Source organism: Marinobacter sp. MBR-99, from assembly GCF_040547575.1.
GTDB lineage: Bacteria > Pseudomonadota > Gammaproteobacteria > Pseudomonadales > Oleiphilaceae > Marinobacter.
Map to the genome: position 1 here is coordinate 35,618 of NZ_JBEPPY010000007.1, position 26,216 is coordinate 61,833.

The following is a 26,216-nucleotide window of genomic DNA, read 5'->3' on the forward strand; positions in this document are numbered from 1 at the left end:
GGCTCCGCTATTAGCATCGTCAATGTCCAGCATGTGTCGCGGATTTATCAGCAGGATTCCATCGCCGTCAAGGCGCTGAACGATGTATCCGTGGCGATCGAGCCCGGTGAGTTCACAACGCTGGTGGGGCCGTCGGGTTCGGGCAAAACTACCCTACTGAACCAGATCGGGGCCCTGGACGAACCGGATACGGGGCGCATTCAGGTGGCGGGTGAGGAAATCACCGGGCTCAGCCGCAAGAAGCGCACCATTCTGCGGTTGTGGAAAATCGGTTTTGTGTTTCAGGAATACAACCTTATCGGCGTCTTGTCGGCTCAGGAGAATGTGGAGTATGTGCTGATGCTTCGCGGCATTCCGTTTCGGGAACGACGGGCCGAGGCCCGGCGCATTCTCGCGGAGGTCGGGCTGCAGGGGATGGAACAGCGTCTGCCCCATGAACTCTCCGGCGGCCAGCAACAACGTGTCGCGGTGGCCAGGGCCATCGTCAGTAAGCCTGCGATTGTCCTGGCCGATGAGCCAACCGCCAATCTCGACTCCGCGACCGGTGCGGCCCTGCTGGACCTGATGCGGGGTCTGAACTCGGAGCACGGTATTACCTTTGTGTTTTCCACCCACGATCCGATGGTGATGGAGCGAGCGCGCCGGAGGTCTGGTGTTTCTCTGGGCTTTTATCGATGGCATCAATGCCCAGATGATCAACAACATGACCGGTTATGTAACCGGCGACCTGAAAGTGCACCAGCGCGGATTTCACGACGACCGGGAAATGAACATTGCCGTTGCCGAGCATTGGAACCTTGCTGAGGAAATGTCCTCCGTAACCGGTGTCGCAGCGACCACGCCCAGGGTGACGGGCAATGCGCTGGCCAGCCATGCCGACCAGTCACGGGCCTTGCAGGTGATGGGGGTCGACAGCACAACAGAGCCGCAGGTAACCCGGCTTGATCGGTCGATCATCCACGGGCGCTATCTGGAGGGGGACAATGAGATCGTTATGGGCGTGGACGCCGCCAGTGCCCTGAGTACCTCCCCGGGAGATGAGCTGGTGCTGGTGGTTCAGGCAGCGGACGGCTCCATTGGCGCAGACCGGTTCGAGGTGGTGGGTGTTTTCGAAACCGGCATCAAACGTATTGATGGCTTCGTGGCCCAGGTGTCCCTGGCATCCGCCCAGACGCTGTATGCCTTTGAAGGTCGGTTTACCGAGATTGCGGCCCGCGTAGAGGACTCTGACCAGTTCGAAGCGGTGGTTGGAAGCCTGCGGAAGCAGCTGCAGGAACGCAATGTGGAGGTCCTGGGCTGGCTGGTGGAGATCTTGCCTCCAGCGCCCAGACCATTCGCGGCATCTACCGCACCGGCAGTGACCTGTTCGACACAGAGTATGCATTCATCGATATCAATACTGCCCGAAGCCTGGGTGGACTGCAGGAAGACGAAGTTTCACGGATCGTGCTGAGGCTGTCAGATCGCTCAGACAGTGCGGCCCTGGCACAGACTCTGAACCAGTCGTCGCCTCTGACCAACCACGGGCTGGTGGCCCAGGACTGGGAAACCTTGCTGCCTGTGGTTGTGCAGATGGTTGAGATGAGCAAGGTGGATTTCTATCTCATTCTGTCGGTGGTCTTTGTGGTGGTCGCGATTGGCGTCATGAACACCATGGTGATGTCGGTGATGGAGCGTACCCCGGAACTGGGCGTCATGCTGGCATTGGGTACGAGAGGCGGACAATTACAGCTGACGATTCTGTTTGAGGCATTCTTTCTTGCGGTGTTGGGTATGGTGGCAGGAACGGTGGTTGGCGGCCTGCTTGTGTTCTGGCTTGGCCAGACCGGTATTGATCTGTCCTCGGTCAGTCGCTCTCTGGAAGCCATCCCCGGTATCACCGACCGCATCTATCCGGTGTTGATTTTCGATCATGTCTGGCTTCCCAGCCTGCTGTTGTTCCTGTGCTCCGTGCTGGTAGCGCTGTACCCGGCGTGGCGGGCCTCACGACTGGACCCGGTTGAGGCCATTCGGCATGGTTGATCGCACTCCACTGGTGGCGGTGGGCCTGGCCTGGCTGATGCTGGCTTCGAACGCTGCGGCTGATTTCAGCCATTCCGGATCGCTCAAGAATCTCAGTGCCGGGTCGCGCTCGCTGGTTGATGAGGATCGTTACTTCTCGAACCTTACCCGCCTGCGTCTGGAGCCCCGCTATCGATATGAAGACTGGGTTCTGGATGCGGCCTACGACCTGGAGCTGGTGACAGGCAGTTTTCTGGACAGCCCGGAATTCGCCCTGCTCAGAGAGGTTCCCGATCCACGCTACTGGGATCTTCAGGGCGACGTCTATGAGTCAGGGGATGTGTTGGCGCGTCATCAACTCTACCGTGGCACCATACAGTGGCGCTCGCCAGCCGGGGATTTCCGATTTGGGCGCCAACAGGTGAACTGGTCCACCGCCCTGATCTGGAACCCCATGGACATTCTCAATCCTGTCAGCCCCCTCAATCTGGAACCTGATGAACGAATTGGCGTGGACGCCGTGTTATGGGACAGCCCCTGGGGGGCAACTGGCCGAATCAGCGCTGTTCATGCCCCGCAACACGGTGATAAAGAGGGCAGCACGGCGGCGAGGGCCAAGCGTTTTGTTGCCGGGGTCGATGCCAGTGTGATGATCGGCGATTTTGCAGGCACGACCAAAGCGGGTGTCAGCGGCAGTAGCTCAGTGGCCGGCACCGGTTGGCGTACTGAACTCGTCTGGAGCGAAGCAGATACTGGCGATGGTTACTGGCAGGGCGTGGCAGATCTGAACTGGGCGTATCGCAACGGCTTTAACCTGGCATTGGAGTATTTCTACAACGGTCAGCCCGCACGGCCCGGAAACCTGGACCTTTTGAGGCTGGTTTCCACCCGCCCACTGTATACCGGGCGCCATTATATCGGGCTGCTGGCATGGCAGGATATCAATCCGTTCTGGCAGTATCGCGTGGTGGTCATCCGCAATGCCGATGATGCCAGTTGGGTACTTTACCCCCGGTCCACATGGACGCTGCCATTCAAACGGGAAATTTATCTCACGGCAGGAGCCCAATGGTTCGGAGGCGACAACGACAGCGAATATGGGAGATTAGAGCCGGTCGGGCTAATGGAGTTACAATGGTTTTTCTGAACATATAGTTAGGAATTATATGATAAATAGCCGATGATCTTTTCGTAAGATGACCGGCTATGTTTTAACATGATGTTCGCTGCACCGATTTAGTGATGATTATGGTTAATAGGCGCTCTCTCTGATTGTTCTTTTCCGTAATTAACTTCGCGTGATTCATCCTGGTTTGCCTGAGATTTTTTTACCATCCCATGGTTTTGTTTCTCATGCATACAGTGCATGTGCATGCTTTTAGTATGCTCTGTTTTGTTAGGGTAACTGCGTTCTTCATTGATGCGATCGGCCAAGCCGCCGGCCGTGGCCATGGTTGAAAATGCAGCCATGATTGCAGTAACGATAATTAGTTTTTTCATAATGTTGATCTCTCTTTCTATAAGCTGACTCGGTAATTCAAGTCAGGTTCAGGTTGGTATGGTTTACTTGCTGGCGTTAGAACGCCGGCTGCTCAGCATTCGAGTCAGGCGGTGCCTGCGTCTCCGCGAGCTGACTTTGCCGCATGGTTTACCCTGCGGTATTTTTTTGCTTTTTCTCCAATGCCTTATGATAGGCGCGACCCTCTTTCGTCATCATTTGCAGGCGAGCCTCCATACCTACCTCGGAAATGGCATGGCGCGTCATGTCCCTGTGCAAACGCCGCATATCGTCATTCTGAAGAATCTTTTCAACGGACTCGGTGTTCATCATTTGGCTGTGCATGGCCTTCATGTTCTTATTGTCTGACATGTTGCCTGCAAGTACGGATGTTGAAATCGTGACGGCTGCTGCAAATACAAATAACGTTTTCATTATTACACCTCCGGGTTGTTTGATGGCTCTATTGAAACATCGGTTTCTGAAATGACCCTGAATTTTAATAAAAAACAAAGAATCTCGATATTCCTAACCTATTGAACTATTCTTTGGTCATGAAAATACGTCGACGTTCCGGCCAAAGTCGGACTCAAGCAATAAACATGCGAATCATTGGAGAAAACCATGTCATACACAATCAATCGAATTATCAAAGATGCTGATTTTGAAGAGGTCAGCGCAATCGACCCCGTGGTGTCCATGTCCGCCATTGATAATGACGAACTCAAGCAGGTTGCCGGCAAGGTCAGGGATATGCTTTCTGAGGTTGTTCAGGCGATCTGAAACGTTAAAAACCTCCCGGATGCTGTTGCCGGGAGGTTTTCCACTTTTTCAGGCTACTCCTCTACAGCTCAGGGCCTGCTCAAAGCATCTTTTTCAGCTCACCATAATCACCACCGGTGCGCAGCACCACGGTCACATCATTATTGTTGCGGTTGCGAAAAAACCAGCCATGGTTGCCAGTTAATGCCGGTGGTCACATGGACAGGCACCGATGTACTGCCTCTCGCCCAATGGGTTTTCTTGCCGTTGTTAACAGTATTGGTTGTCAAATGGATGTTTCTTGGATGGTTGATCTTGAGAGACAAATGAAAGAGTGATAATGGTGAGATGGGGAAGCAAATTTTTATATATTTAATGCGCAATAAATAGTCGGCCACCTTTTATAATAAGTGGTCGACTATTTTTTTGACTTGCTAATTCTGAAATTTCATTCAAGAATGAGTGTGATCCATGTCTTTGTTGCCTGATTCACTTTCTTCGTATTTCAAAGCTGATTCACTAATATTCCGGTGATTGGTTTTGTTTTGTGTGCAGATCATTTCAGGTTTTTCTGCACTGATTGTTTTGTTCGGGTAACTGCGTGCTTCATTGATACGATCCGCCAAGCCCGAGTTGGCAGTAGCCATGGTTGAAAATAAGGCAGTGACTGCAGCAGCGATAATTGCTTTCTTCATGATATTTTCCTTTCTTGCCATAAACAGGCTCAGTAATTCAGCTCGGTTTCAGGTTTGTGTGTTTTACTTGTCCGCGATCAGGGCATCGACTGCTCAACATTTGAGTTAGCCGGTGCTTGTGTCTCCGCGAGTTGACTTTCCCGCAGGGGTTACCCTGCGGTGTTTTTCTCCCTTTGTTCTAGTGCCTTATGATAGGCTCGGCCCTCTTTCGTCATCATTTTCACGCGAGCCTCCATACCCAACTCAGAAATTGCATAAAGCGTCATGTCCCTGTGTAAACGCTGCATATCCTCATTCTGAAGAATGTTTTCAACGGGTTTTGTGTCCATCACTTGGTTGTGCGTGGCCTTCATATTCTTATTTTCTGATATGTTGCCTGCAAGTACGGATGTTGAAAAAGTAACTGCTGCTGCAAACACAAATAATTTTTTCATAATTACACCTCCTGTTTGGTTGGTGAATGCAGTTAATCATTAGTTTCTGAAATGAAGCTGAAATATAAAAAATATATTTTTGATATTTGTCAACGGCCGAAAATTGATTGGGTTGTGCGAGGGGTATGCGGATATAATTATTTTATTGTTAAATAGGCTGTGTCGCCGAACAATACGAAGTAAGGGGCTTGAACTGACCTATCGGAAGTACATAGGGACTTTGTGTTCGCTTATTTCTGTTCTCTGTCCTCGTGATCATAAAGGCGATGCGTTTACGATGACGCTGCACAGTCACATCGTTATGGATTCCTTTGAACAGGTTCCGTCCGGAGGCTGCACCGGGGCGTCCGCTGTCGTTGTCAGCAGCGAGCTTGGGTTAGCCCGCCATCAGCATCCAGACGGCCCCAAGGCTGGCCAATGTGCTCACCAGGGGGATAACCCCCATTTTGAACTGGAACGCACAGAGAAACGCCACGGCTGAGAGTGTCAGCATCGGCACATCTACGCTGGCAAGATGGGGCAGTTGCATGTTGACACCATACTCCGAGAAGAGGAATTGCTCGGCGAACAGTGCGCTGATCGCAAACCAAAGTGCCAGGTTGGCAATCACTCCAACGACGACGGCAGTGACGGCCCCAAGGGCGGAAGAAATGGCTTGGTTTGCGCGTAGTTTCTCCACGTAGGGCGCACCGGCAAAGATCCACAGAAAGCAGGGCAGAAACGTCACCCATGTGGTCAGCAGGGCGCCAATAGAGGCGAAGAGGAGCGCAGACTCGCCGGCAGCATCGCGGTAGGCTGCGAGAAATCCAACGAACTGTGTGACCAGAATAAGGGGCCCTGGCGTTGTCTCCGCCAGGCCGAGGCCCTCCAACATTTCACCGGGCTGGAGCCACTGATAGTTCTCAACCCCTTGCTGGGCCACGTAAGACAGCACTGCGTAGGCGCCGCCAAAGGTGACTGTCGCCATCTTTGAGAAAAACACGGCAATCTGCGAATACACATGGCCGTAGCCCAGGGCGGCCAGCAACCCGAACACGGTCAGTGCCCAAAGTACCAGGCAGGTTAGGGCTGCACGCCGGGTGCCGGGGCGTACAACGGTTTCTGTGGTGACCAACGAATGATTGGCCTCCGTATTGTCCGGCCCAAGTCTACGTGCTACCAGGTAGCCCGCAATGCCCGCCGTCAGAACCACGATCGGAAACGGTACGCTGAAAACAAACAAAGCCAGAAAACCGGCAACGGCGAGGAACGGCCTCAAAGTGCCCTTGAGTGCTCGTTTGCCGATTCGTATCAGGGCCTGAACAACAATCGCGAGCACCGCCGCTTTCAGGCCGAAAAAAACACCTTCAACAAGAGTCAGGTCACCGATGGTGACATACGCCCAGGACAAAAGGAAAATTGCCAGGGCCCCAGGAATGATAAACAGCAGGCCTGCAATAACCCCGCCCCTCACACCATGCATTAGCCAACCGATGTAGGTGGCAAGTTGCTGAGCCTCAGGCCCGGGTAACAGCATGCAATAGTTCAGGGCGTGTAGAAATCGAGACTCATCCAGCCACTTCTTCTCGTCTACAATAATCCGGTGCATTAACGCGATCTGCCCTGCCGGGCCGCCGAAGCTGAGAAGACCGATCCTAATCCAGACTATCAGCGCTTCCCTGAAAGAAACTTCACTCATTAGCCCTTTTCCTTGATTACATTATTCAATATCGTTTATTTGTGCCTCGTCCCTGAGGCTGTCGCAGTGGTGCGTACTTTTACAGCATTTTCTTCAGTTCACCGTAATCACCGCCGGTGCGCAGTACCACGGTCACATCGTTGTTGTTGCGGTTCCGAAAGAACCAGCCATGGTTGCCGGTAAAGGCGGCCTCAAGTTCGCCTTCATCCTCCGGAACGCCCCGGCCCTTTTCGTAAGAGATGGACCGGCCGCCACCATCGCCATGGGTGTCAAAGTTAACCGGGCCACCTTCGGATTCCCAGGAAAACCGGGCGATGGCACCCTCATTCATGGTGAGCTTGAACTCCGTACCCTGGCCCGGCGTCAGCACAAAACGAACCTCATCTTTCCATTCGGATTCGTCGGCGGTTGCTGGAGCCGGCTCTTCCGGCGCAGGCTCGGCTTCCGGAGCTGCTTCGGCAGTGGCGGCGGGCTCAACCGATGCTGGCGCTGGCGCTTCTGTCTGGGTTTGCACTGCCACCCTTTGCGCGGCGGCATCGGCGGCCGCTTCTTCGGCCAGCTGTTGCTTTATTTCACCCATTTCGGTCAGGCCCAGAACCCGGCCGGCACCGGTCGGGTCCAGCGCATACTCGGCGGGCATGACCACCGTCACCAGCAGCACCAGTGCAACAATAGCGGCGATGATGGTTGATCGAACCAGTTTGGCGGTGGAGGGTAGTTCTTCACGGTTTGGTCTATCGGTGTTGTACATAACGAATCTCCAGAATTAGGCGACAAAATAACCGGTGAGCTGATAACCGAAGAGCAGGAAGCCTGCGCTCATCATGGCCACATTGGCGGTGTAGGCATGGCGGAAAAAGCCATCGGTTTTACGCCAGAAGCTGATGGCGATCAGGATCATGGCCAGGGCGATGAGCTGGCCGATTTCCACCCCGACGTTGAACGCCAGCAGGTTTGGCACCAGGCCGTCCGGCGAGATGTCGTATTCAATGATTTTTGAAGACAGGCCAAAGCCGTGGAAGAACCCGAAGATCAGGGTGGCGGCCTTGGTGTTGGGCTGAAAACCAAACCACCGTTGATAGGCACCAATGTTGTCCAGCGCCTTGTACACGATGGACAGTCCGATAATGGCATCGATTATGTAGCTGTTGATGCCAATGTTGAAATACACCCCCAGCAGCATGGTGGTGGAGTGGCCCACCGCAAACAGGCTCACGTAGATCGCGATGTGTTTCATCTGGTAGAGGAAGAAGATGACACCCAGCAGGAACAGCAGGTGGTCATAACCGGTGACCATGTGCTTGGCGCCCAGATACATGAAGGCGATCAGGTTAACCCCGGTGATCTCCTGGATATAGCCTTTATCGCCTTCGGCGACGGCATGTGCGAGCACATCGGCGCTCATGCCGAACAGCCCGAAGGTCAGAAAAATCCAGAACAGACGGTATGTGGGGGAAGCTCTGAGCACATGCTTGCGATCAGCAAGTAAGGTTGAGCACATAGTGACTCCTGTGATTTGCCTTTTTGTTTGTGCGGCTTGATTCGACGGTCGAAGACCATACCTTGCCCGCTTTCCTGATTGGAAATTAAATGTGAAAAATGTTCACTGTCGCGGTAGTTTGGTTCTGGCTATTTGGCCTCTCGGCGGGTAATAAAGGAGATAACTGCAATGACATGGCTCATAACCAAATACGCCATCACCGCCGCCCTGGTGGTACTGATTTCGGAAGTTGCCAAGCGCAGCGACAAACTCGGCGCACTGATTGCGGCGCTGCCCATGGTGACGGTGCTCGCGATGGTCTGGATGTATGTTGAGCATCAGCCTGCAGACAAGATTGCCAACCATGCCTGGTACACCTTCTGGTATGTGCTGCCCACCTTGCCGATGTTTCTGTTGTTTCCGTTCCTGTTACCCCGTTTGGGATTCTGGTTGTCGCTGGCGGTCAGTGCCGTGCTGACCATGATCTGTTTTGTTTCCCTGGCACTCGTAATGAAACGATTCGGCGTTGGTTTGATGTAAATTCAATAGCCAGATCAGAGCACGTGTCTGATTGTTTTGAGCGAGATCAAAAAATCCATTATTTAGGATAAATCTTTCAGTCACAGTTCAGGTTGCCCCTCTAGCATTCTCCGCATAACAGCCTTTTGCGGAGAATTCACTTTGCGTTATCTCAGACACCTTCCAAAACTGGGCATGGCCACAATGCTGGCCATCTCAGCCTTGCCTGCAGTGGCCCAGCAGGAGCTGGGCCTGACGTCGGCCATTGAAATCGCCATACAGAATGACCCCTGGCTGCAAGGCAGCGTTTATCAGGAACAGGCCCTCAGGGAAGAAGCGGTGGCACAGGGCTCGCTGCCTGACCCCCGCTTGACGCTCGGGCTGGCAAACCTGCCCACAGACACTTTCGATCTCGGGCAAGAGGCAATGACCCAGACCACCGTTGGCATTACCCAGCGCTTTCCCCGGGGGGACAGCCGCCGGATTGCCAAAGCCAGGGTACTGCAGATGGCGTCAATACAACCCCGCCAGCGAGACAATCGTGAACTCAAGGTGACCGAAACAGTCACCCACCTGTGGCTCGATGTCTGGCGCGCCCAGCAAAGTGTGCAGCTGATCGAGAGCAGTCGTGGCCTGTTCGAGCAGTTGGAAGACGTTGCCCAGGCGGGCTACCGCTCGGCCACAATGAGCGCTCGGCAGCAGGACGTGATTCGCGCATCCGTCGAGCTGACCCGGCTGGACGACCGGCTAACCGCGCTGTCAGCAGAGCTCAGTTCCAGCCGTGAGGCGCTGGCGGAGTGGGTGGGAGCATGGGTTGACGAAATAGCTGGAATCCGTGCCGACCTCCTGGCTGTTGACGATGCCATACCGTCGTATTTGACAGCACTGTCTGCGAACGGCAGTCCGAAGGTCGATAGCGCACTGGCGATCGACCACCCGATGATTCGTGCCACGGATGAACTGATTGAGGTGCGGACTCTGGAGGTGGACCTGGCGAGACAGGCCTACAAACCGGAATGGTCACTGTCTGCACAGTACGGATACCGCGATAGAGCCCCCAATGGCCAGGACAGGGCCGACCTTTTCTCCGTCGGTATCAGTGTTGATCTCCCACTATTCACCAGTAACCGCCAAGACCGGAACCTCAAAGCCTCCGTGGCCCGGGCAGAGACCGTTAAAACCGAACGTATGCTGCAGCTGCGCCAGTTGCAGGCGTCAGCCCGCAGTGCACTGGCGCGCATTGAGCGCCTGGATGAGCGCATTACACGTTACCGGGAAACCCTGCTGCCTCAGATGGAGCAGCAGGCCGAAGCCGCCCTGAGTGCTTACAACTCTGACGATGGTGATTTTGCCGAAGCCGTGCGTGCGCGTATTGCCGAGCTGAATGCCCGCATCGAGCTGGTTCAGATGGTGGCCGAGCGCGCCAGGTCGCAAGCCAGTTTCGATTACGTCACCGCCGGCGCGGACAACGCCTCACCCTCTTCATCGACTCGATATCAGGACTGACAACTATGGCCAATTTCATTCGCCCTCTGGGCTTTCTCGTGCTGGGTGGTTTTGCCGGTGCCGGCATTAGCTGGTGGCTGGCGGCTGGCGCAAGCATGGATCACACCGCTGATCCTGCACATTCACAGGCCCAGGAGCCGCTTTACTGGGTGGCCCCCATGGACCCTGATTTCAGAAGGGACAAACCGGGCAAGTCGCCCATGGGGATGGACCTTGTGCCGGTTTATGCGGACGGCGGAGCCGCGGATGACCCAGCGGGCACCGTCCGGATATCGCCCGCCGTGACCAACAACCTGGGTGTGAGGACCGGCACGGTTATCCAGGGGCGCCTGCCACTAAACATCACCACCGTCGGGCACGTCCAGTATAACGAGGACGCCATGGCCCATGTGCATCCCCGTGTTGAGGGCTGGATTGAGGCGCTGTATGTGAAGGCGGAGGGGGAGCCGGTTGAACAGGGCAAGGCCTTGTACTCGTTGTATTCGCCCACCCTGGTTAACGCTCAGGAGGAACTGGTTCTGGCGTTGAACCGGGGCAACGAGAATCTGGTCCGTGCTGCAGAGCAGCGTCTATTGGCGCTGAATGTTCCAACCAGCCTGGTACGGAGCCTGAAGGATACCCGCGAAGTGCGCCGTACACTGACGGTCTACGCACCGGCGACCGGGGTTATCGAGAGTCTCAATGTGCGCGAAGGGATGTTCATCAAACCCGGCGACCAGGTGGTGACCATTGCCTCGCTGGACGAGGTCTGGGTTCTGGGCGAGATGTTCGAGAGCCAGATTGCCGCAGTTAAGCCCGGTGATCGGGCGGTGATGACATTGGATTATATGCCGGACCGGCAGTGGCGGGGGCAGGTGGATTACGTCTATCCGGAGATCAACACAACAACCCGCACGGCCCGGGTCAGACTGCGCTTTGATAACACCGACGGTGCCTTGCGCCCGGGTATGTTCGCCCGGCTGAACATACAGGGAGAGCGTGGTGACCGGCGAATGTTAGTGCCCCGGGAATCCGTGATCCGTACCGGCCAGAGTGACCGTTTGGTGCTGGCTCTGGAAAAAGGAGCGTTCAAATCGGTTAACGTCGATGTTGGGCGCGTAGGTGAGGAGTATGTGGAAATTCTGCAGGGGGTAAGCCCCGGCGACACGGTGGTCACCTCGGCGCAGTTTCTGATCGATTCAGAATCCAGCAAAACCTCTGACTTTCTGCGTATGTCGCCCCGACCGACGGAGATGGATCACAGCGCCCATGGCATGCAGCATGAAGGGGGCCACTGATGATCGCGTCGCTGATTTACTGGTCGGTTCGTAACCGTTTTCTGGTTGTCATGGCAGCACTGCTGCTGACCGGTCTGGGACTGTACTCCCTGAAGAACACGCCAGTGGATGCACTGCCGGACCTGTCGGATGTCCAGGTCATCATTAAAACCAGCTACCCGGGGCAGGCGCCTCAGGTGGTGGAAGATCAGGTTACCTACCCGCTGACCACCGCCATGCTTTCGGTGCCGGGGGCGCAAACCGTTCGAGGCTATTCGTTCTTCGGTGACTCCTACGTTTATGTGATCTTTGACGAAAACACCGATATGTACTGGGCCCGCTCTCGGGTGCTCGAATACCTGTCGCAGGTGGCGCCGAATCTGCCGGAGCAGGCCCGGCCGCAATTGGGGCCTGACGCTACCGGTGTGGGCTGGGTGTACCTGTACGCGTTGGTAGACCGCACCGGGCAGCACGACCTGAGCCAGCTCCGAAGCCTTCAGGACTGGTTCCTGAAGTATGAGCTGCAGACGGTACCCGGCGTTTCGGAAGTGGCCACTGTGGGTGGCATGGTCAAGCAATACCAGGTACAGGTGAGCCCGGAAAAGCTGCGTACCCTGGGGATTCCCTTGTCCCACATTGAAACCGCCATAAAACGCGGCAATCAGGAAGTGGGGGCTTCGGTGATTGAGATGGCAGAGGCCGAGTACATGGTGCGGGCCTCGGGCTATATCCAGTCCCGGGAAGATTTGCTCTCGATTCCGCTGGGGCTCGACGACAACGGCACGCCCGTTTTGTTAAAGGATGTGGCCAGCGTAGAAGTTGGGCCGCAGATGCGCAGGGGCATTGCCGAGTTGAATGGCGAGGGCGAAACGGTCGGCGGCGTTATTGTGATGCGTTTTGGTGAAAACGCCCAGGAGACCATAAGGGGGGTGAAAGCCAAACTGGAGTCTTTGCAGAGCAGCCTGCCGGACGGCGTCGAGGTGGTCACGGTGTATGACCGCTCCGGGTTGATCGATCGCGCTGTGACCAACCTCTGGAACAAATTACTGGAAGAACTTCTCGTTGTCGGGCTGGTGTGCGTGATCTTCCTGTTCCACGTGCGGTCTTCGCTGGTGGTGATGATCAGCCTGCCAGTCGGCATTCTGACAGCCTTCATCGTGATGTACTGGCAGGGCATCAATGCCAACATCATGTCGTTGGGTGGCATCGCCATTGCCATAGGCACCATGATTGACGGTGCCATCGTGATGATCGAGAACATGCACAAACACATGGAGCGTACACCGCTGACCCGGGAAAATCGATGGCAGGTGGTTGCGAAGGCGTCGGCCGAGGTGGGGCCGGCGCTGTTTTTCTCATTGTTGATTATTACCGTCAGCTTTGTGCCGGTGTTTGTGCTGGAAGCCCAGGAAGGCCGCATGTTCTCGCCGCTGGCCTACACCAAAACCTATGCCATGGCGGCCAGTGCCGCTCTGGCGGTCACGCTGGTACCGGTGCTCATGGGTTACTTCATTCGTGGCAAGGTGCTGTCGGAGCATCGAAATCCTGTAAACCGGTTGTTGGTGTCGGGCTATCTGCCAATGTTGAAGGGTGTCCTGAAGTATCCGGTGACAACCCTGGTAGTGGTGGTTCTGATTCTGGCGGTGGGGGTGTGGCCTGCCTCCCGGATAGGCAGCGAATTCATCCCGCCTCTGGATGAGGGTGACCTGATGTACATGCCAACCACCTACCCGGGCATTTCCATCGGCAAGGCTCGGGAGTTGCTGCAACAGACCGATCGATTGATTGCCTCGCTACCGGAAGTGGAAACGGTGTTTGGCAAGGTTGGCCGGGCAGAGACCGCGACAGACCCCGCCCCGCTGACGATGATTGAAACGTTTATTCAACTCAAGCCACGCGACCAGTGGCGTGAGGGCATGACCACCGAAAAACTGAAGCAGGAATTGAATGCCCTTATCCAGTTTCCCGGCGTTACCAACGCCTGGGTGATGCCGATCATTACCCGGATTGACATGCTGGCGACCGGGATAAAAACGCCGGTTGGCATCAAGGTTGCCGGGCCTGAGCTGGCAACCATCGAGGCAGTGGGCAAGCAACTGGAAGCCATTCTTTCGAAGGTTCCCGGTACGGCATCTGTGTATTCCGAGCGCGTTGCCGGTGGCCGATACGTTCAAGCTGATATCGACCGATTACGGGCGGCGAGGTATGGCCTCAACATTGCCGATGTTCAGCAGGTGATCGCTTCGGCGGTGGGCGGGATTAACGTGTCTCAAACCATCGAGGGGCTGGAAAGATACCCTATCAATGTTCGTTACCCTCAGGATTACCGCGATTCCCCCGAGAAGCTCCGGCAGCTGCCGATCGTGACACCATCCGGCCAACGCATTGCCTTGGCGGATGTGGCCGACATTCGGATTGAGGACGGCCCTCCAGCAATAAAAAGTGAGAATGCCCGGCTTAATGGCTGGACCTTTGTGGACATCGAGGGTGTTGATGTTGGCAGCTACGTAGGACAGGCCATGGCGGCTGTAAATGATGAACTGCAGCTGCCGGCAGGCTACTCCGTGGCCTGGTCCGGCCAATATGAATACATGCTCCGGGCCAAGGAAAGGCTGACCTATGTGGTCCCGCTGACCCTGGCGATCATTGTCATACTGTTGTTTATGAGCTTCCGCCGCATTGCTGAGGTGGCGATGATCCTGGGCACACTGCCGTTTGCTCTGGTGGGCGCAGTCTGGTTTATGTATCTATTGGGTTACAACTTTTCGGTTGCCGTTGGAGTGGGATTCATTGCCCTGGCGGGGGTTGCCGTAGAGATCGGGGTCATCATGCTGGTGTACCTTAACCAGTCTTACCAGGCGATGCTTGAGAGTTGCGAGCAAAAAGGTCTTGAGCCCAGGCGTGAAACTCTCCGGCATGCCGTTCTGCATGGTGCCGGGTTGCGGGTTCGGCCGATCATGATGACCGGAAGTTCCATCATCATTGGGCTGTTACCCATCATGTTCGGCACCGGGACGGGCTCGGAAGTAATGGGGCGCATCGCAGCCCCGATGGTGGGTGGTATGGTCAGTGCTATGCTGCTGGCATTGTTGGTCATTCCCGTATTGTTCTACCTCTGGAAACGAAGGGGCCTTGCGCACCGATGACCTGCGTCAATTCTTGCCAAGAGAGGTTGTAGGTTTGGCCGCTATTTCAGGTTCGATTCAGTTTTATGGTCTTAACTGTAGTAGACACTCATCAACTGTGATGAAAAGGAGAATGTCATGAACAGGTTTACAAGGTTAATCGCATGTTCCGTTCTCGTTTCCGCACCCCTTCTGGTGTTTGCCCAGGGCAACTCCGGGCAAATGCCGCGGGGTGGCATGATGAACCAGGAACAGATGCAGCAGATGCAACAGAACATGTCGCAGATGCAGGAAATGATGCAGGAAATGCGCAACGCCAAGTCGGATGCGGAGCGCCAGCGTATTCGTGAGAAGCACATGGAGTCCATGCAGCAGCACATGCAGATGATGCGTGGTGGCATGATGGGGCAGGGCATGGGCCAGGGCCAAGGGCAGGGCATGATGGGGCAGCACCAGGGCCAGATGGGCGGTGGCCAGGGCATGGGTAACCAGCCGAAAGGTCAGTCCGGCGGCAAAGGGCCTCGTTCGGGTGGCGCGGGTATGGAGCCGGAACAGCGAATGGAAATGATGGAACAGCGCCTGGAGCATATGCAGATGATGATGGAGCAAATGCTGGAGCACCAGGCGCAGGGCCAGAGAGGACGTTAAATAGCTCACTGACATGGAGCGTTTATGACCCTTAGAAAATACCCTGGCGATCTGTTGTTGCTGGGGCTCTTTTTACTGCCTGTCGTTGTTGTTGCTCCGGCGTTGCCCTGGGGCAGTCAGGGCTGGCTGTATTCGCTGGCGGAGCTAGCCGGGGTGTTTGCCCTGTCAGCGTTTCTGCTGGCAGGTATGTTGTCGGCCCGTATTCCCGGTACAGATCCCTGGTTTGGTGGCTTGGTGCGGCTATGGACCATTCACCGCTGGCTGGGGTTCTCGGCCTTTATGCTGGTAATGGTCCATGTGCTGTTGTTGGCACTGGCCACCTTGCCGATGTCTCTTGGCACCAGTGTTGCCACGCTGTTCCCGCCCCTGAGTCATTGGGAGGTCTGGGTTGGCTGGGCCGCCTTCCTCACCATGTTGGTTTTCATCGCGCCCACGCTGGGGTTCTTTGGCACTCTGCACTATCAAAACTGGAAACGCCTGCACCTGCTGTCGGCGCCGGCACTGGTGCTGGCGTTGGTGCATACCCTGTTGCTTTCGGCCATTGCCTGGGTCTGGTGGTTGCTCTCGGCCCTGGCTTTGGCGGCCATCGCCTGGCGTAAGTTATTGTCACCCCGTCTGGCCAGGAAACCCTATGTGGTAGACGGCATCGACAAACTTGCCCGGGATGTGGTGGAGCTTCGCCTGCGCCCGAAGGGCAAGGGGATTCGCTGGCGGGCTGGTCAGTTTGTGTATCTGACACCGATGGACCGCTCGCTGTTGGCCGGTTATGGGGAAGAACACCCTTACACCATCGCCTCGGGCTCCGGGGATGATGAACTAAAAATCGGCATTAAAGCGGTCGGCGATGCCACTCGGGCGTTGCTGGACATCAAGCCGGGGGCAGAGGTGCGAATCGAAGGCCCTTACGGGACCTTTTTTGAGAATGCGGCTTTGGCGCAGAAGGGTACTGGCCTGCCCGGTGAGCCGCGCAAGCAACTGTGGTTGGCCGGCGGTATCGGCATTACGCCGTTTGTTGCTGGCGCCCGGGACAGGGTCGGGAACACTGTGGCTCAGGGGCCAGATGCCTGTTTGTTCTACCTGGCCAACCGGCCGGAACGAGCCTATTACCTGGACGAGCTGGTCCGCATTGCCGAGGCCTGTGATGGCTTTGAGGTTCACACGCACTACATGAACGAACACGGCGTGATCACCCGGGATTATCTGGCCGAGCGCTGCCCGGATTTCGCCGAACGGGACATCTACCTGTGCGGGCCGCCGGGCATGATCAATCACCTGCAAACCCTGCTCAGGCACGAGGGCGTGCCTGCCCATCGCATTCACACGGAGGCGTTTGATTTCCTATGACCAGCAACCGAATTGCCTATACAGGATTTGTTGCCTTTGTCAGCGTGGTTCTGACATTGGTGGTGGTTAACCTGGTTCAGGGCAACCCCGAACCCACAGCAGGTGGTACCGCTGAGAACGCCAATGGTGAGACGGTTTTCCGGCTCGATCAGGTGGTGGAACACAATCATGCCGGTAGCTGCTGGAAGGTGATTAGCGGTGTGGTGTACGACCTCACCGAGTACCTGCCGAATCACCCCACCGAGGAAGAGGTCTTCACCCGCTGGTGCGGCAAAGAGGCAACGTCGGCCTGGCTCGATAAGGGCAACGGCCGGCCCCACAGCCCTCGGGCCGCTGCCCGGCTGGAGGATTATCGGATAGGTGTGCTTGAAGGCGGCGCCCCGGCACCAGCGCCGGTTGAAACCGCAGATTCGGCCACACAGCCCGCCACTGGCGATGACCGCCTTGGCCGAATGCTACTGGGTTTGGCGCCGGGTAATTATCTGGATGGCACCTACCGGGGCAACTTTATCGACCGTGGATTGATTCAGGTAAGCCTGCAGTTCCGGCTTGAAGGCGGGCGAATCAAGGGAATGTCCTACCGGCACCTGTTCTATCGGGATGAAGACTATTTGAAGATGGACAGTTCCGCCGAGCTTTACCCGGTTTTGCGTCAGTATCAGCAGATCACGGAGCGCCTGGAAGGCGAGCCGATGGAGGCGATTTTCCGGTTGTATGAGCCAGAGAACGTGGTGGATGATATTGACGGCTACACCGGCGCAACGCTTCGTGGTGCCAAGGTGATCAGTGCTTTTCGTGATGGTCTGAACCGGGGCGTCTACAGCTGGTAAGCCGGCGGTAGTGGACAGGTGACTGGGCTGCCTGCGGGGCTTGTTTTCCGGCCGGCGGGCAGACTGTGTTAGGCTTTTGGGAACTTTAACAGGGAGTTAGCGAACCAAGACCCTGTTGAACCCCGGGACAGGAGACCCTATGCAGTCAGCGCCATCGTTACCCGCCCTAAGTTTGTTGCTTCGTGGCGCTGCGTTATTGGTGGTTTGGTGGGCGCTAACGCTCGGTGAAACGTCTGCCCTGGGCTTTGGCCTGGGGGTGACCGCGTTGGTGGCCTGGCTGTCGGTACGCCTGTTTCCCCCATCCGGTTATCACCTCCGGCCCCTCGGGCTGATGTTGTTTCTCGGCTATTTTCTCAGCCGCTCGGTGGTGGCCGGTCTGGATGTCACCCGGCGTTTGCTGTCACCGGCCTTGCCGGTTCACCCCGGTGAAATCACCCTGACCCTTTACTTGCCCGAGGGCAGCCCTCGCTGGCTGCTGGCCAACACCCTGTCCCTTATGCCCGGCACCCTGAGCGCTTTGCTTGAGGGCGATCAATTGACCCTGCACTGCCTGGATACCCGAGAGCCAGTAGAGCAGGACGTGCGGGGGACTGAGCGGCAGGTGGCGCGGGTTTTCGGGCTCTCCCTGAACGACATCGGGAGGGCGGTGCAGTGACCCTGATACTCAATGCCGTTGCGGCCTTCCTGTTGCTGACCCTGTTGATTGCCCTGATCCGCATCTGGCGGGGGCCGGAGCCGGCGGACCGGATGTTGGCATCACAACTGTTTGGCACAACCGGCGTGGCCCTGTTACTGGTGCTGTCCTATGCCCAATCCATGCCCGCACTGATGGATGTGGCGCTGACACTGGCGGTGTTGTCGGTACTCGCGATCGTGGCGTTTGTGACCCGGGTGGTGCGCATCGAACAGCCCGTGGATGATGACGGAGGCCGCCATGATTGATTCTGCCGTGATTGCGGTTCAGGTGGTGTTGTTGGTTCTCGGTTGTCTGTTTTTTGCCGTGGGCACCCTCGGCCTGTTCCGATTCTCCGACACCCTGACTCGTATCCATGCCCTGACCAAGGTGGACAACCTCGGGTTGGGCTTTATTGTGCTGGCGCTTTTGCCACTGGCGCCGTCGCTGGCGGGTGGCGTAAAAATGGTATTGATCTGGGCCGCAGCTCTGGCTGCCAGCGCAACGTCTGCGCACCTGATCGCCCGCGCCGTTCATGTGCGCCCGAAGCATTCCGCGGTTCAGGAGGCAGCTGATGATTGACTGGCTGGTGGACTCCATCTTGGTGCTGGCGCTGTTGTCGACCGCGATCGGGGTGTTGTGGTCTGCAAACCTGTTTCGGGCGGTGGTGATGTTTATCGCCTTTGGCCTGCTGATGGCACTGGCCTGGGTTCGCCTTCAGGCCCCGGACATTGCCCTGGCAGAAGCCGCCATCGGTGCCGGCCTGACCGGCGTGTTGCTGCTGGATGCGGCCAGGCATTTGGGCTACAACCGGCGTTGTGGTGGTGAAGGCAATGACCAGGGCGGGGCGTCGGGATGAGGCGTTTTTTTGGCGTTACCGTCCTCGCCGCCGTGTGTCTGGCCTTTGCCGGTGCCCTGATGATCACGGTCTGGCACATTTCCGGTACCCAGGCGCCGGTCGACCTGCCCGGACTGCTGGCGGAGAACCTGGAGGCCAGTGGGGTAGAGCATCCGATCACCGCTGTGTTGTTGAACTTTCGCAGTTACGACACGCTGCTTGAGATCGGCGTGTTGGTCATCGCCGGGATTGCGGGTATCTCCATGGCGAAAACGACGTCCCTGGAAGATCCTCTCCTGCGCACTTCAGATTCCTTGTTGTATGCCCTGCAGCGCTGGTTTGTGCCGCTGATGCTGGTACTTGCCGGCTACCTGTTGTGGGCGGGTTCCGACCGCCCCGGGGGAGCGTTTCAGGCCGGGGCCGTGTTGGCGGCGTCGGGCGTGATGATGCGCCTTGGCGGGATTCCGATGGAGTTTCTGCGCCCCGGCGTGTTGTTGCGTTTGGGGCTGGCCCTGGGCTTTTCCGTATTCCTTCTGGTGGCAGTGGCCAGTGCCATGGCCGGCGATGCGTTCCTGGCGTACCCGGAAGCCTTTAACAAACCTCTGATCCTGGTCATCGAAACCGTGCTTACGTTCTCCATTGCGATGGTATTGCTGGCTCTGTTTGTGTCGGCACCGGTTAACGGCGCTGAAGAGCCGGAAGAAGGGGAGCGCGGATGACCTCGGCCTTGTTGTATGCATTCGCTGGCGTTGCCTTATGTGGTATTGGCCTGTTCGGGTTTTTACGCCTGCAGCACCTGCTGCGCAAGTTGATGGCGTTCAACCTGATCGGTTCCGGCGTCTTCCTGATCATGGTTGGTCTCGCCCAGCGCAACGGTCAGCCAGATCCTGTGCCCCAGGCCCTGGTGCTCACGGGCATTGTGGTGGCTATTGCCGCGACGGCCCTGGCCGTGGTGTTAATCCGCCGGTACTACCATTTGTCAGGCCAGACTACGCTGGCTGAGCCGGCCCGGGAAAATGCCCGGCCCAAGGCTCGGGCTGTGAACCGGGAGGGTGCTCCCGAATGACCTTGTGGTTAATGGCGGGATTGCTGTTCACACCCCTGGCCTGGGCGGTGCTGACCCTGTTGCTGGATTTCAGCAAAGGCCGGGTGGTGACCTGGCTTGGAATCCTGGTGCAGGTGTTGGTGTCTCTGGGCTTGTGGGCCGCCGTGGCCAGCGACGGCGGCTTTCTTTACCTGCTCGGCGGTTGGCAGGCGCCACTGGGCATTGAGCTGCGGGTGGATGGCCTGGCGGTAACCTTTGTGTTGTTGACGGCCCTGGTCGCGGCCGCTTGCGGCTGGCACGCCAGCATCTACCTGGACCCTGGCAAGCCGTGGCACCGGTATTTCTGGCCGCTGTTCTGGTTTCTGTGGGCCGGGCTGAATGCGGTCTGGCTGGGCGGCGATCTGTTCAATCTGTATGTGGGGCTGGAGCTGATCAGCCTTGCCGCCGTGGGGCTGGTGGCGTTGGGCGGCCAGGCGGACGCACTCAGGGCTGCCATTCGCTACCTGATGGCGGCTTTGCTGGGTTCCCTGGCGTACCTGCTTGGTGTGGCCCTGATTTACGGCCAGTTTGGCACGCTGTCGCTGGCAGGCGTGACCGAGCTGATGAATAGCGGTGATGTTCAGTCGGGCCTGACCTTCCCGCTGATTCTGATGCTGCTGGGCCTGGCCCTGAAAACCGCGCTGTTCCCGATGCATGGCTGGTTGCCGCCGGCCCATGGTATCGCCAAGTCGCCGGTCAGTGCGCTGTTGTCTGCGTTAGTGGTCAAAGCCTCGTTCTACATTGCCGCCAGGCTTTGGCTGGACCTGGGAGGCGACCTGGGTGGCTATGCTCTGGCTCAGTTGATAGGAGTGCTGGGTAGTTTGGCGGTTATCTGGGGTAGCTGGCTGGCGTTCCGGCAGGCCAAACTGAAACAGGTGGTTGCCTATTCCTCCGTGGCGCAGATTGGCTATCTGTTTTTGCTGTTCCCGCTCACCTGGGGCGTCACCGACGCCATATCCCAACAGGCGCAACAGGGCATTACCCTGCAGGTGGTCAGCCATGCCCTGGCCAAGGCCGCGATGTTCCTGGCCGCCGGCAATCTGATCATGTCGGTAGGCAGCAACCGGGTGGATGCCCTGGCGGGTGTCAGCCGGTTCCTGCCGTTCTCGCTGTTTTCTTTCGGGCTGGCCGGGGTGTCGTTGATGGGGCTGCCGCCTACCGGGGGCTTTGCCGCGAAGTGGTTGCTCCTCCAGGCCAGCCTGGCCAGTGGTCAATGGTGGTGGCTGGGCGTTTTGCTGGCGGGTGGCTTGCTTTCGGCTGCCTATGTCTTCCGGGTTTACCGGGCGTCGTTTATTGAAGCGACAGACACGGACCAGTTCTATCACCCATCCAGGAGCCTGGAGGTGATACCGATGATTCTGGCGTTGATGTCGCTTGGCCTTGGCCTGGTGGCGGAGCCGGTGTTGTCGGTGATGTCCCTGCCGTTTGAGGGGGGCAGCCGATGACCCTGAGTGTATTAATGCCGGTTTTTGCGCTGATGACTTCGTTGCTGGCGTCGGTGGTTCTGTTCGCACTGCCGGAGAAAGGGCATCGTCTGAGAACCATCATTAACCTGGCAGCCGCCATTCTGAAGATTGCCCTGGTGGGTGTGATGATCTGGGGGGTGGCCCAGGGGCGCGAGTACGAGGCCGCGTTCACCATGGTACCCGGTGTGGAATTCGTGCTGAGGGCCGATGCGCTGTCAATGTTGTTTGCCGGGTTGTCTGCCCTGCTGTGGTTACTGACCACCATCTATGCTGTGGGCTATCTCGAGGACTCCCCGAACCGGAGCCGGTTCTTCGGGTTCTTCAGTCTGTGTGTGGCCAGCACCATGGGTATTGCCCTGGCGGGCAACCTGTTCACCTTCTTTCTGTTCTACGAAATGCTTACCCTCTCCACCTATCCGCTGGTGGTCCATCGTGGCACGACCAAAGCGCTACGAGCCGGGCGTAACTACATTATCTACACCCTGACCGGTGGTGCGGTTTTGCTGTTTGCCATTGCCTGGCTGCACGGACTGGTGGGGGATCTCAGGTTCCAGGAAGGGGGCTACTTCTCAGACATTGACCCATCCATGCAGGGGCCTCTGACGATCATTTTCGTGCTAATGATTGTCGGACTGGGGGTAAAAGCAGCCCTGGTGCCATTCCACGGCTGGCTGCCCCAGGCAATGGTAGCGCCGGCACCGGTCAGTGCCCTGTTGCATGCCGTGGCGGTGGTGAAAGCTGGTGCCTTTGGCATTATCCGCGTGGTCTTTGAGATCTACGGGTTGGAAGCGGCCAAAGACATGGGGCTGCTGGCCGGGCTTTCGGTCGTGGCAGCCTTCACCATTATCTATGGCTCCACCCGTGCCCTGTACCAGGTTGACCTGAAACGTCGACTGGCGTTTTCAACGGTCAGCCAGGTGTCCTACATCGTGCTGGGGCTGTGCCTGTTCGGGCCCGTGGGCGTGGCCGGTGGCCTGGTGCATCTGGTGCATCAGGGCATCATGAAGATCACCCTGTTTTTCTGTGCCGGTAATTACGCCGAAACCCTCGGAGTGCACCGCATCGATGAACTGGACGGCGCCGGCAAACGCATGCCGGGCACCTCGGTGGCGTTTACCCTGGGCGCCTTTGGCATGATTGGTGCCCCACCGTTGGCGGGGTTTATTACCAAGTGGACCATGGGCAGCGGTGCACTGGCGGTCGGTATGGATTGGGTAGTGGCGGTGCTGGTGATCAGCAGCCTGCTCAATGCGGCGTATTTTCTCCCGATACTGCACCGGCTCTGGTTTGCTGAACAGTGCGAGCCGTGGCCCCACGAGCGCCGTTGGGGGCGCCTTGAAACCAGCGCCTGGCTGCTATGGCCGCCGTTGATTACTGCCGCTCTTATGCTGGTAGCCGGGCTGATTGCCAACCTGCCATTCAGCCCCCTGAGTTGGGCTGAGTTGATTGTGGCAAGGGAGGTGGCGCTGTGATGTTTGCGTCAAACCTCTTGCTGTTGTTGGCGATTATCCTGCCGCTGGCCTCGTTGTTACTGGCGCTGCGACCCGATTGGCAGCAGGCTTATCGTTACTGTTTGCCCGTGTTGCCCTTGCCCGCCTTGTTGGCAGGCCTGACATTGGGGCCAGACGCGTCCCTTGAATTGCCGGGGCTGCTGTTAGGCGGCCTGTGGGGGCTGGATGAGCTGCGCCAGGTATTCCTGGTTCTGACGGCAACGCTTTGGCTGGCGGCCGGTGTCTTCGCCGTCGGCTATCTGAAGGTACATTACCTGCGGCGTTTCTGTGTGTTCTGGGCGCTCACCCTGGCCGGGAATCTGGGGCTGGTGATGGCCCAGGATATTGCCAGCTTCTATAGCTTCTTCGCCCTGATGACCTTTGCCGGTTATGGCCTGGTGGTGCACGAGGGAACGGGAGAGGCCAACCACGCGGGGCGCGTCTACCTGGCCATGGCGGTGGTGGGTGAAATGGCCATTCTGTCGGGCCTTCTGATGGCCGCACAACAGGCCGGTAGTGGCTTGTTGGCCGATCTGCCTGCCGCCGTGGCGGAGGCCGACCGGCGCTGGTTGATCATGTTCCTGTTGTTGGCGGGGTTCGGGGTGAAGGCGGGCCTGCCACTGCTGCATTTCTGGTTGCCTCTGGCGCACCCGGTCGCGCCGACGCCAGCCAGTGCGGTGCTCAGTGGCGCCATGATCAAAGCCGGCCTGTTGGGTTGGCTGGTCACTTTGCCGTTTGGTGAGGTGTCTTTGCCGGATTGGGGCAATGCGCTGGTGATCCTGGGCGCTGTCGGTTCCCTGGGTGGTGCTGTGCTGGGTGTTCGCCAGCGGCGCCCGAAAACCGTGTTGGCCTATTCCAGCATTAGCCAGATGGGCCTGATGACCCTGATGGTGGGCGCGGCGCTGGCTAATGCCGAGTATGCGGCCCCGCTGTTTGCGGTGATGGCGCTGTACGTGCTGCATCATGGCCTGGCCAAAGGCAGCTTGTTCCTCTCTACTGCCATGGCTTTGCCGGCGGGTCGGGGTGGCCAATGGTTGTTGTGGCTGCTGATTGCATTGCCGGGGCTGTCGCTGGCGGGGCTGCCATTTACCAGTGGCGCTGCCAGCAAGCTGGCCATGAAAGAACTGCTCAAGCCAGGCAACTTCGAGTTTGCGATGGCACCCTACCTGCCCATGCTGATGAGTGCGGGTGCCGTGGCCACCATGCTGCTGGTATGGCGTTTTTTGTGGGTGCAGCGGGCAGCTGCCAGTGTTGGCAGCAATCCTGCGTTTATGTGTCTGGGCTGGGGCCTGGCCACGGCTGGCAGTCTGGTACTGTTCTGGTGGTTGCCCTGGCCCGGGGCCGTGCCGGATAAAGCCTGGCTAGCCACCATGGTTTATGAGGCCTGGAGCCTGTTCTGGCCCATTCTGGCGGCGACGGCTATCGCGGCGCTGGCCTGGCGTTCAGTCAAACAGAGATAGCTGGTTGTCCGGCGGCGGCTGGCTTGCCGATTTCGGCCGTGTTTGATGCGACCCCTTGCGGCTGCCGTGGCGGTGCAGCACCCGGCCAGTCTCTTCCCGGCTGACGTGTTGTTTTCGGAAGTCGCCCACCGCTTTGCGCGCCGCCCGGGCCGCCTGTTCATGGTCACATACCGGCGCAATGTAGGTGTTGCCGCCGAACTTCGCTTTCTGGGCGGGTGTCATTAACCAAGGGGTATGGATCATTTCTTCGGGAACCCCGGCCAGCTCCGGAATCCAGCGGCGGATAAACTCGCCGTGCGGGTCCAGCTTCTGGCTTTGCAGCACCGGATTATAGATGCGCAGGGCGTTGATGCCGGTCAGGCCAGATTGCATCTGGGTCTGGGAATAGTGAATGCCCGGCTCGAAATCGGTAAACAGTCGCGCCAGGTGCAGGGCAGGTTCACGCCAGTGCAACCGCGAGCGAAAGCTGGTCAGGCTTTTCTGTTTCCGGGGCAGGGTATTACGGTGAATGCCGGCAGCCTTGGCCTGTTGGTAAATTTCTCGGAGGCTGACCGTGCCATAGGCGATATGAGGGCTCAGCCGGGAGCAGGCGCGCACGGCAGTGTTGGGGCTGGAAATGTTGTACTGGTAACCCACGCAGCGGCGTTCCAGAAACGACGCCAGTAAAGTCTCGCCGCGAATGCTGCCGCCGGTTTGCCGATCCGGGCACCGGTCTGCTGCGGTGGCGCCGGGTTCGATACCGCGCCAGGCTACACCCTGAATGGCGCCGGCAAATGGCACGGAGCCAGGTGCCTCAAGTACGGGCTGCCTCATCAGTTCTGTCCAGGTTTTGTCCCATATGTCCCGGTCTTTGAGCCGGCGTACCACCCCGAACTGGTTCCACTCCCGGAACTCTATCTGGTTGTCGGAGCACCACTGGATAACCGCTTTGTCGCGCTCGAAGGTCCATTGCCCGCCAGTTTCCTGATGGCAAAACACACGCTCAATGGCATGGCTTGCCTTGAGCTCACTCAGGGCCCCGATGACGGTCCCTCGCAGCACCACCAGTTGGTTGCCCGCTTTGCGCAGCTGCTTATCGAGGTCCTCCAGGGAATCCCGGATAAAACACCATTGCCGCCCGCTGGTATCCGGTTGCTGCCAGTAGTCGTCTTCAATCACGTACAGTGCAATAACCGGCTCCCCCAGATTGGCGGCAGCCACCAATGGGGCGTGATCGCGGGTGCGCAAATCCCGTTTGAACCAGACCACGGTGGTCATGGCTGCGGACTCCGATTACGGCGGCACCGTTCGCTGCAATAGCGAACCTGGTCCCAGTCTTTTGCCCATTTCTTGCGCCAGTTGAACGGGCGCTGGCACACCGGGCAGGTTTTCTCGGGCAAGTGTGGTTTTTTGTGCATTCGGGACTTTTGGTTTTAACTGAAGGTATGAG

30 protein-coding genes are annotated in these 26,216 nt (G+C 57.7%); 21 read left to right on the forward strand and 9 right to left on the reverse strand.

Features of this window, described 5'->3' with window-relative positions; all coding sequences use genetic code 11:
- Positions 1-33: 33 nt before the first annotated feature.
- From ABIE59_RS07710 to ABIE59_RS07720, 4 genes are read left to right on the forward strand one after another with little or no spacing between them, the layout of a single operon-like run.
- On the forward strand, positions 34-804 hold the full coding sequence (locus ABIE59_RS07710; protein WP_354445747.1) for an ABC transporter ATP-binding protein: 771 nt from the start codon (positions 34-36) through the stop codon (positions 802-804).
- Complete coding sequence (locus ABIE59_RS19995) at positions 704-1,453, forward strand: ABC transporter permease (protein WP_464597177.1); 750 nt, start codon at positions 704-706, stop codon at positions 1,451-1,453. Before ABIE59_RS07710 ends, ABIE59_RS19995 begins: the two co-directional genes overlap by 101 nt.
- Complete coding sequence (locus ABIE59_RS07715; protein WP_354445749.1) at positions 1,447-2,022, forward strand: ABC transporter permease; 576 nt, start codon at positions 1,447-1,449, stop codon at positions 2,020-2,022. The genes ABIE59_RS19995 and ABIE59_RS07715 overlap by 7 nt, the downstream gene beginning before the upstream one ends.
- On the forward strand, positions 2,015-3,148 hold the full coding sequence (locus tag ABIE59_RS07720; protein ID WP_230713896.1) for a hypothetical protein: 1,134 nt from the start codon (positions 2,015-2,017) through the stop codon (positions 3,146-3,148). Before ABIE59_RS07715 ends, ABIE59_RS07720 begins: the two co-directional genes overlap by 8 nt.
- 89 nt (positions 3,149-3,237) lie before the next feature.
- Here ABIE59_RS07720 and ABIE59_RS07725 read toward each other — a convergent pair whose 3' ends face one another.
- Together ABIE59_RS07725 and ABIE59_RS07730 are read right to left on the reverse strand one after the other, a co-directional pair.
- Entirely contained in the window at positions 3,238-3,501 is a 264-nt protein-coding gene (locus tag ABIE59_RS07725) for a hypothetical protein (RefSeq protein ID WP_072676413.1), read from the reverse strand.
- 148 nt (positions 3,502-3,649) lie between these two features.
- Positions 3,650-3,934, reverse strand: coding sequence for a hypothetical protein (locus ABIE59_RS07730; protein ID WP_061333250.1), 285 nt, complete (start codon positions 3,932-3,934; stop codon positions 3,650-3,652).
- A gap of 189 nt (positions 3,935-4,123) precedes the next feature.
- On the opposite strand from ABIE59_RS07730, the gene ABIE59_RS07735 reads away from it, so the two are divergent.
- Complete coding sequence (locus ABIE59_RS07735) at positions 4,124-4,282, forward strand: DUF302 domain-containing protein (protein WP_178338733.1); 159 nt, start codon at positions 4,124-4,126, stop codon at positions 4,280-4,282.
- Positions 4,283-4,713: 431 nt separating this feature from the next.
- On the opposite strand, the gene ABIE59_RS07740 is transcribed toward ABIE59_RS07735, so the two are convergent.
- From ABIE59_RS07740 to ABIE59_RS07760, 5 genes are all read right to left on the reverse strand, one after another.
- Positions 4,714-4,956 (reverse strand): hypothetical protein, encoded by a 243-nt coding sequence (locus ABIE59_RS07740; protein WP_354445752.1) that lies wholly within the window; start codon positions 4,954-4,956, stop codon positions 4,714-4,716.
- Positions 4,957-5,105: 149 nt separating this feature from the next.
- Complete coding sequence (locus ABIE59_RS07745; RefSeq protein WP_061333249.1) at positions 5,106-5,390, reverse strand: hypothetical protein; 285 nt, start codon at positions 5,388-5,390, stop codon at positions 5,106-5,108.
- Between the two features lie 376 nt (positions 5,391-5,766).
- Entirely contained in the window at positions 5,767-7,068 is a 1,302-nt protein-coding gene (chrA, locus tag ABIE59_RS07750; protein WP_072676414.1) for a chromate efflux transporter, read from the reverse strand.
- A gap of 79 nt (positions 7,069-7,147) precedes the next feature.
- Positions 7,148-7,819 carry a hypothetical protein gene (locus tag ABIE59_RS07755; protein WP_072676415.1) on the reverse strand — a complete coding sequence of 224 codons (672 nt, stop codon included), beginning with the start codon at positions 7,817-7,819 and terminating at the stop codon, positions 7,148-7,150.
- Positions 7,820-7,834: 15 nt separating this feature from the next.
- The gene (locus tag ABIE59_RS07760; RefSeq protein ID WP_404810647.1) at positions 7,835-8,569 is read right to left on the reverse strand and encodes a HupE/UreJ family protein; all 735 of its coding nucleotides are present in this window, start codon (positions 8,567-8,569) and stop codon (positions 7,835-7,837) included.
- Positions 8,570-8,737: 168 nt separating this feature from the next.
- Between ABIE59_RS07760 and ABIE59_RS07765 the strand changes: the two genes are divergently transcribed.
- The 16 genes from ABIE59_RS07765 to ABIE59_RS07840 all read left to right on the forward strand — a co-directional run bounded on the left by ABIE59_RS07765 (position 8,738) and on the right by ABIE59_RS07840 (position 24,787).
- Positions 8,738-9,088, forward strand: a complete 351-nt coding sequence (locus ABIE59_RS07765) for a DUF3147 family protein (protein ID WP_061333244.1) — start codon at positions 8,738-8,740, stop codon at positions 9,086-9,088.
- A gap of 141 nt (positions 9,089-9,229) precedes the next feature.
- Positions 9,230-10,573, forward strand: a complete 1,344-nt coding sequence (locus tag ABIE59_RS07770) for a TolC family protein (RefSeq protein ID WP_354445755.1) — start codon at positions 9,230-9,232, stop codon at positions 10,571-10,573.
- Between the two features lie 5 nt (positions 10,574-10,578).
- Positions 10,579-11,850 carry an efflux RND transporter periplasmic adaptor subunit gene (locus ABIE59_RS07775; RefSeq protein ID WP_152438960.1) on the forward strand — a complete coding sequence of 424 codons (1,272 nt, stop codon included), beginning with the start codon at positions 10,579-10,581 and terminating at the stop codon, positions 11,848-11,850.
- Positions 11,850-14,975, forward strand: a complete 3,126-nt coding sequence (locus tag ABIE59_RS07780) for an efflux RND transporter permease subunit (protein WP_354445757.1) — start codon at positions 11,850-11,852, stop codon at positions 14,973-14,975. The genes ABIE59_RS07775 and ABIE59_RS07780 overlap by 1 nt, the downstream gene beginning before the upstream one ends.
- Before the next feature lie 117 nt (positions 14,976-15,092).
- The gene (locus ABIE59_RS07785; RefSeq protein ID WP_058092657.1) at positions 15,093-15,602 is read left to right on the forward strand and encodes a hypothetical protein; all 510 of its coding nucleotides are present in this window, start codon (positions 15,093-15,095) and stop codon (positions 15,600-15,602) included.
- 24 nt (positions 15,603-15,626) lie between these two features.
- Positions 15,627-16,946 (forward strand): ferredoxin reductase family protein, encoded by a 1,320-nt coding sequence (locus ABIE59_RS07790; RefSeq protein ID WP_354445760.1) that lies wholly within the window; start codon positions 15,627-15,629, stop codon positions 16,944-16,946.
- Positions 16,943-17,776, forward strand: coding sequence for a cytochrome b5 domain-containing protein (locus tag ABIE59_RS07795; RefSeq protein WP_354445762.1), 834 nt, complete (start codon positions 16,943-16,945; stop codon positions 17,774-17,776). Before ABIE59_RS07790 ends, ABIE59_RS07795 begins: the two co-directional genes overlap by 4 nt.
- A 139-nt stretch (positions 17,777-17,915) precedes the next feature.
- Entirely contained in the window at positions 17,916-18,431 is a 516-nt protein-coding gene (locus tag ABIE59_RS07800) for a Na+/H+ antiporter subunit E (RefSeq protein ID WP_354445764.1), read from the forward strand.
- On the forward strand, positions 18,428-18,718 hold the full coding sequence (locus tag ABIE59_RS07805) for an MrpF/PhaF family protein (protein ID WP_072676421.1): 291 nt from the start codon (positions 18,428-18,430) through the stop codon (positions 18,716-18,718). Before ABIE59_RS07800 ends, ABIE59_RS07805 begins: the two co-directional genes overlap by 4 nt.
- Positions 18,711-19,031 carry a cation:proton antiporter gene (locus ABIE59_RS07810; RefSeq protein WP_072676422.1) on the forward strand — a complete coding sequence of 107 codons (321 nt, stop codon included), beginning with the start codon at positions 18,711-18,713 and terminating at the stop codon, positions 19,029-19,031. Before ABIE59_RS07805 ends, ABIE59_RS07810 begins: the two co-directional genes overlap by 8 nt.
- Entirely contained in the window at positions 19,024-19,308 is a 285-nt protein-coding gene (locus tag ABIE59_RS07815; RefSeq protein ID WP_072676423.1) for a Na(+)/H(+) antiporter subunit B, read from the forward strand. Before ABIE59_RS07810 ends, ABIE59_RS07815 begins: the two co-directional genes overlap by 8 nt.
- A complete protein-coding gene (locus ABIE59_RS07820) occupies positions 19,305-20,006 on the forward strand; it encodes an MnhB domain-containing protein (protein WP_354445767.1) in 702 nt (233 codons plus the stop codon). The genes ABIE59_RS07815 and ABIE59_RS07820 overlap by 4 nt, the downstream gene beginning before the upstream one ends.
- Positions 20,003-20,353 carry a cation:proton antiporter subunit C gene (locus ABIE59_RS07825; RefSeq protein WP_082780619.1) on the forward strand — a complete coding sequence of 117 codons (351 nt, stop codon included), beginning with the start codon at positions 20,003-20,005 and terminating at the stop codon, positions 20,351-20,353. The genes ABIE59_RS07820 and ABIE59_RS07825 overlap by 4 nt, the downstream gene beginning before the upstream one ends.
- Positions 20,350-21,816: a complex I subunit 5 family protein gene (locus tag ABIE59_RS07830; RefSeq protein WP_354445769.1), complete on the forward strand. Its 1,467-nt coding sequence runs from the start codon at positions 20,350-20,352 to the stop codon at positions 21,814-21,816. The genes ABIE59_RS07825 and ABIE59_RS07830 overlap by 4 nt, the downstream gene beginning before the upstream one ends.
- Positions 21,813-23,309 carry a complex I subunit 5 family protein gene (locus ABIE59_RS07835; protein ID WP_106694708.1) on the forward strand — a complete coding sequence of 499 codons (1,497 nt, stop codon included), beginning with the start codon at positions 21,813-21,815 and terminating at the stop codon, positions 23,307-23,309. The genes ABIE59_RS07830 and ABIE59_RS07835 overlap by 4 nt, the downstream gene beginning before the upstream one ends.
- Positions 23,309-24,787, forward strand: coding sequence for a complex I subunit 5 family protein (locus ABIE59_RS07840; RefSeq protein WP_354445976.1), 1,479 nt, complete (start codon positions 23,309-23,311; stop codon positions 24,785-24,787). The genes ABIE59_RS07835 and ABIE59_RS07840 overlap by 1 nt, the downstream gene beginning before the upstream one ends.
- Here the strand turns inward: ABIE59_RS07840 and ABIE59_RS07845 are convergent.
- Positions 24,770-26,044, reverse strand: coding sequence for an FAD-binding domain-containing protein (locus ABIE59_RS07845; RefSeq protein ID WP_354445771.1), 1,275 nt, complete (start codon positions 26,042-26,044; stop codon positions 24,770-24,772). The two genes, ABIE59_RS07840 and ABIE59_RS07845, sit on opposite strands and share 18 nt — an antisense overlap.
- Complete coding sequence (locus ABIE59_RS07850; protein ID WP_072676429.1) at positions 26,041-26,184, reverse strand: DUF2256 domain-containing protein; 144 nt, start codon at positions 26,182-26,184, stop codon at positions 26,041-26,043. The genes ABIE59_RS07845 and ABIE59_RS07850 overlap by 4 nt, the downstream gene beginning before the upstream one ends.
- Between the last annotated feature and the right edge of the window lie 32 nt (positions 26,185-26,216).

Bases quoted from the DNA above. Each gene is read 5' to 3' on its own strand.
- ABIE59_RS07755 (WP_072676415.1), bottom strand. From the start codon at position 7,819: ATGTACAACACCGATAGACCAAACCGTGAAGAACTACCCTCCACCGCC.
- ABIE59_RS07800 (WP_354445764.1), top strand. From the start codon at position 17,916: ATGCAGTCAGCGCCATCGTTACCCGCCCTAAGTTTGTTGCTTCGTGGC.
- ABIE59_RS07760 (WP_404810647.1), bottom strand. From the start codon at position 8,569: ATGTGCTCAACCTTACTTGCTGATCGCAAGCATGTGCTCAGAGCTTCC.
- ABIE59_RS07790 (WP_354445760.1), top strand. From the start codon at position 15,627: ATGACCCTTAGAAAATACCCTGGCGATCTGTTGTTGCTGGGGCTCTTT.
- ABIE59_RS07820 (WP_354445767.1), top strand. From the start codon at position 19,305: ATGAGGCGTTTTTTTGGCGTTACCGTCCTCGCCGCCGTGTGTCTGGCC.
- ABIE59_RS07780 (WP_354445757.1), top strand. From the start codon at position 11,850: ATGATCGCGTCGCTGATTTACTGGTCGGTTCGTAACCGTTTTCTGGTT.
- ABIE59_RS07845 (WP_354445771.1), bottom strand. From the start codon at position 26,044: ATGACCACCGTGGTCTGGTTCAAACGGGATTTGCGCACCCGCGATCAC.
- ABIE59_RS07775 (WP_152438960.1), top strand. From the start codon at position 10,579: ATGGCCAATTTCATTCGCCCTCTGGGCTTTCTCGTGCTGGGTGGTTTT.
- ABIE59_RS07810 (WP_072676422.1), top strand. From the start codon at position 18,711: ATGATTGATTCTGCCGTGATTGCGGTTCAGGTGGTGTTGTTGGTTCTC.
- ABIE59_RS07730 (WP_061333250.1), bottom strand. From the start codon at position 3,934: ATGAAAACGTTATTTGTATTTGCAGCAGCCGTCACGATTTCAACATCC.
- ABIE59_RS19995 (WP_464597177.1), top strand. From the start codon at position 704: ATGACCGGTTATGTAACCGGCGACCTGAAAGTGCACCAGCGCGGATTT.
- ABIE59_RS07725 (WP_072676413.1), bottom strand. From the start codon at position 3,501: ATGAAAAAACTAATTATCGTTACTGCAATCATGGCTGCATTTTCAACC.
- ABIE59_RS07795 (WP_354445762.1), top strand. From the start codon at position 16,943: ATGACCAGCAACCGAATTGCCTATACAGGATTTGTTGCCTTTGTCAGC.
- ABIE59_RS07735 (WP_178338733.1), top strand. From the start codon at position 4,124: ATGTCATACACAATCAATCGAATTATCAAAGATGCTGATTTTGAAGAG.
- ABIE59_RS07720 (WP_230713896.1), top strand. From the start codon at position 2,015: ATGGTTGATCGCACTCCACTGGTGGCGGTGGGCCTGGCCTGGCTGATG.
- ABIE59_RS07830 (WP_354445769.1), top strand. From the start codon at position 20,350: ATGACCTTGTGGTTAATGGCGGGATTGCTGTTCACACCCCTGGCCTGG.
- ABIE59_RS07785 (WP_058092657.1), top strand. From the start codon at position 15,093: ATGAACAGGTTTACAAGGTTAATCGCATGTTCCGTTCTCGTTTCCGCA.
- ABIE59_RS07825 (WP_082780619.1), top strand. From the start codon at position 20,003: ATGACCTCGGCCTTGTTGTATGCATTCGCTGGCGTTGCCTTATGTGGT.
- ABIE59_RS07835 (WP_106694708.1), top strand. From the start codon at position 21,813: ATGACCCTGAGTGTATTAATGCCGGTTTTTGCGCTGATGACTTCGTTG.
- ABIE59_RS07745 (WP_061333249.1), bottom strand. From the start codon at position 5,390: ATGAAAAAATTATTTGTGTTTGCAGCAGCAGTTACTTTTTCAACATCC.
- ABIE59_RS07840 (WP_354445976.1), top strand. From the start codon at position 23,309: ATGTTTGCGTCAAACCTCTTGCTGTTGTTGGCGATTATCCTGCCGCTG.
- ABIE59_RS07765 (WP_061333244.1), top strand. From the start codon at position 8,738: ATGACATGGCTCATAACCAAATACGCCATCACCGCCGCCCTGGTGGTA.
- ABIE59_RS07740 (WP_354445752.1), bottom strand. From the start codon at position 4,956: ATGAAGAAAGCAATTATCGCTGCTGCAGTCACTGCCTTATTTTCAACC.
- ABIE59_RS07850 (WP_072676429.1), bottom strand. From the start codon at position 26,184: ATGCACAAAAAACCACACTTGCCCGAGAAAACCTGCCCGGTGTGCCAG.
- ABIE59_RS07815 (WP_072676423.1), top strand. From the start codon at position 19,024: ATGATTGACTGGCTGGTGGACTCCATCTTGGTGCTGGCGCTGTTGTCG.
- chrA (WP_072676414.1), bottom strand. From the start codon at position 7,068: ATGAGTGAAGTTTCTTTCAGGGAAGCGCTGATAGTCTGGATTAGGATC.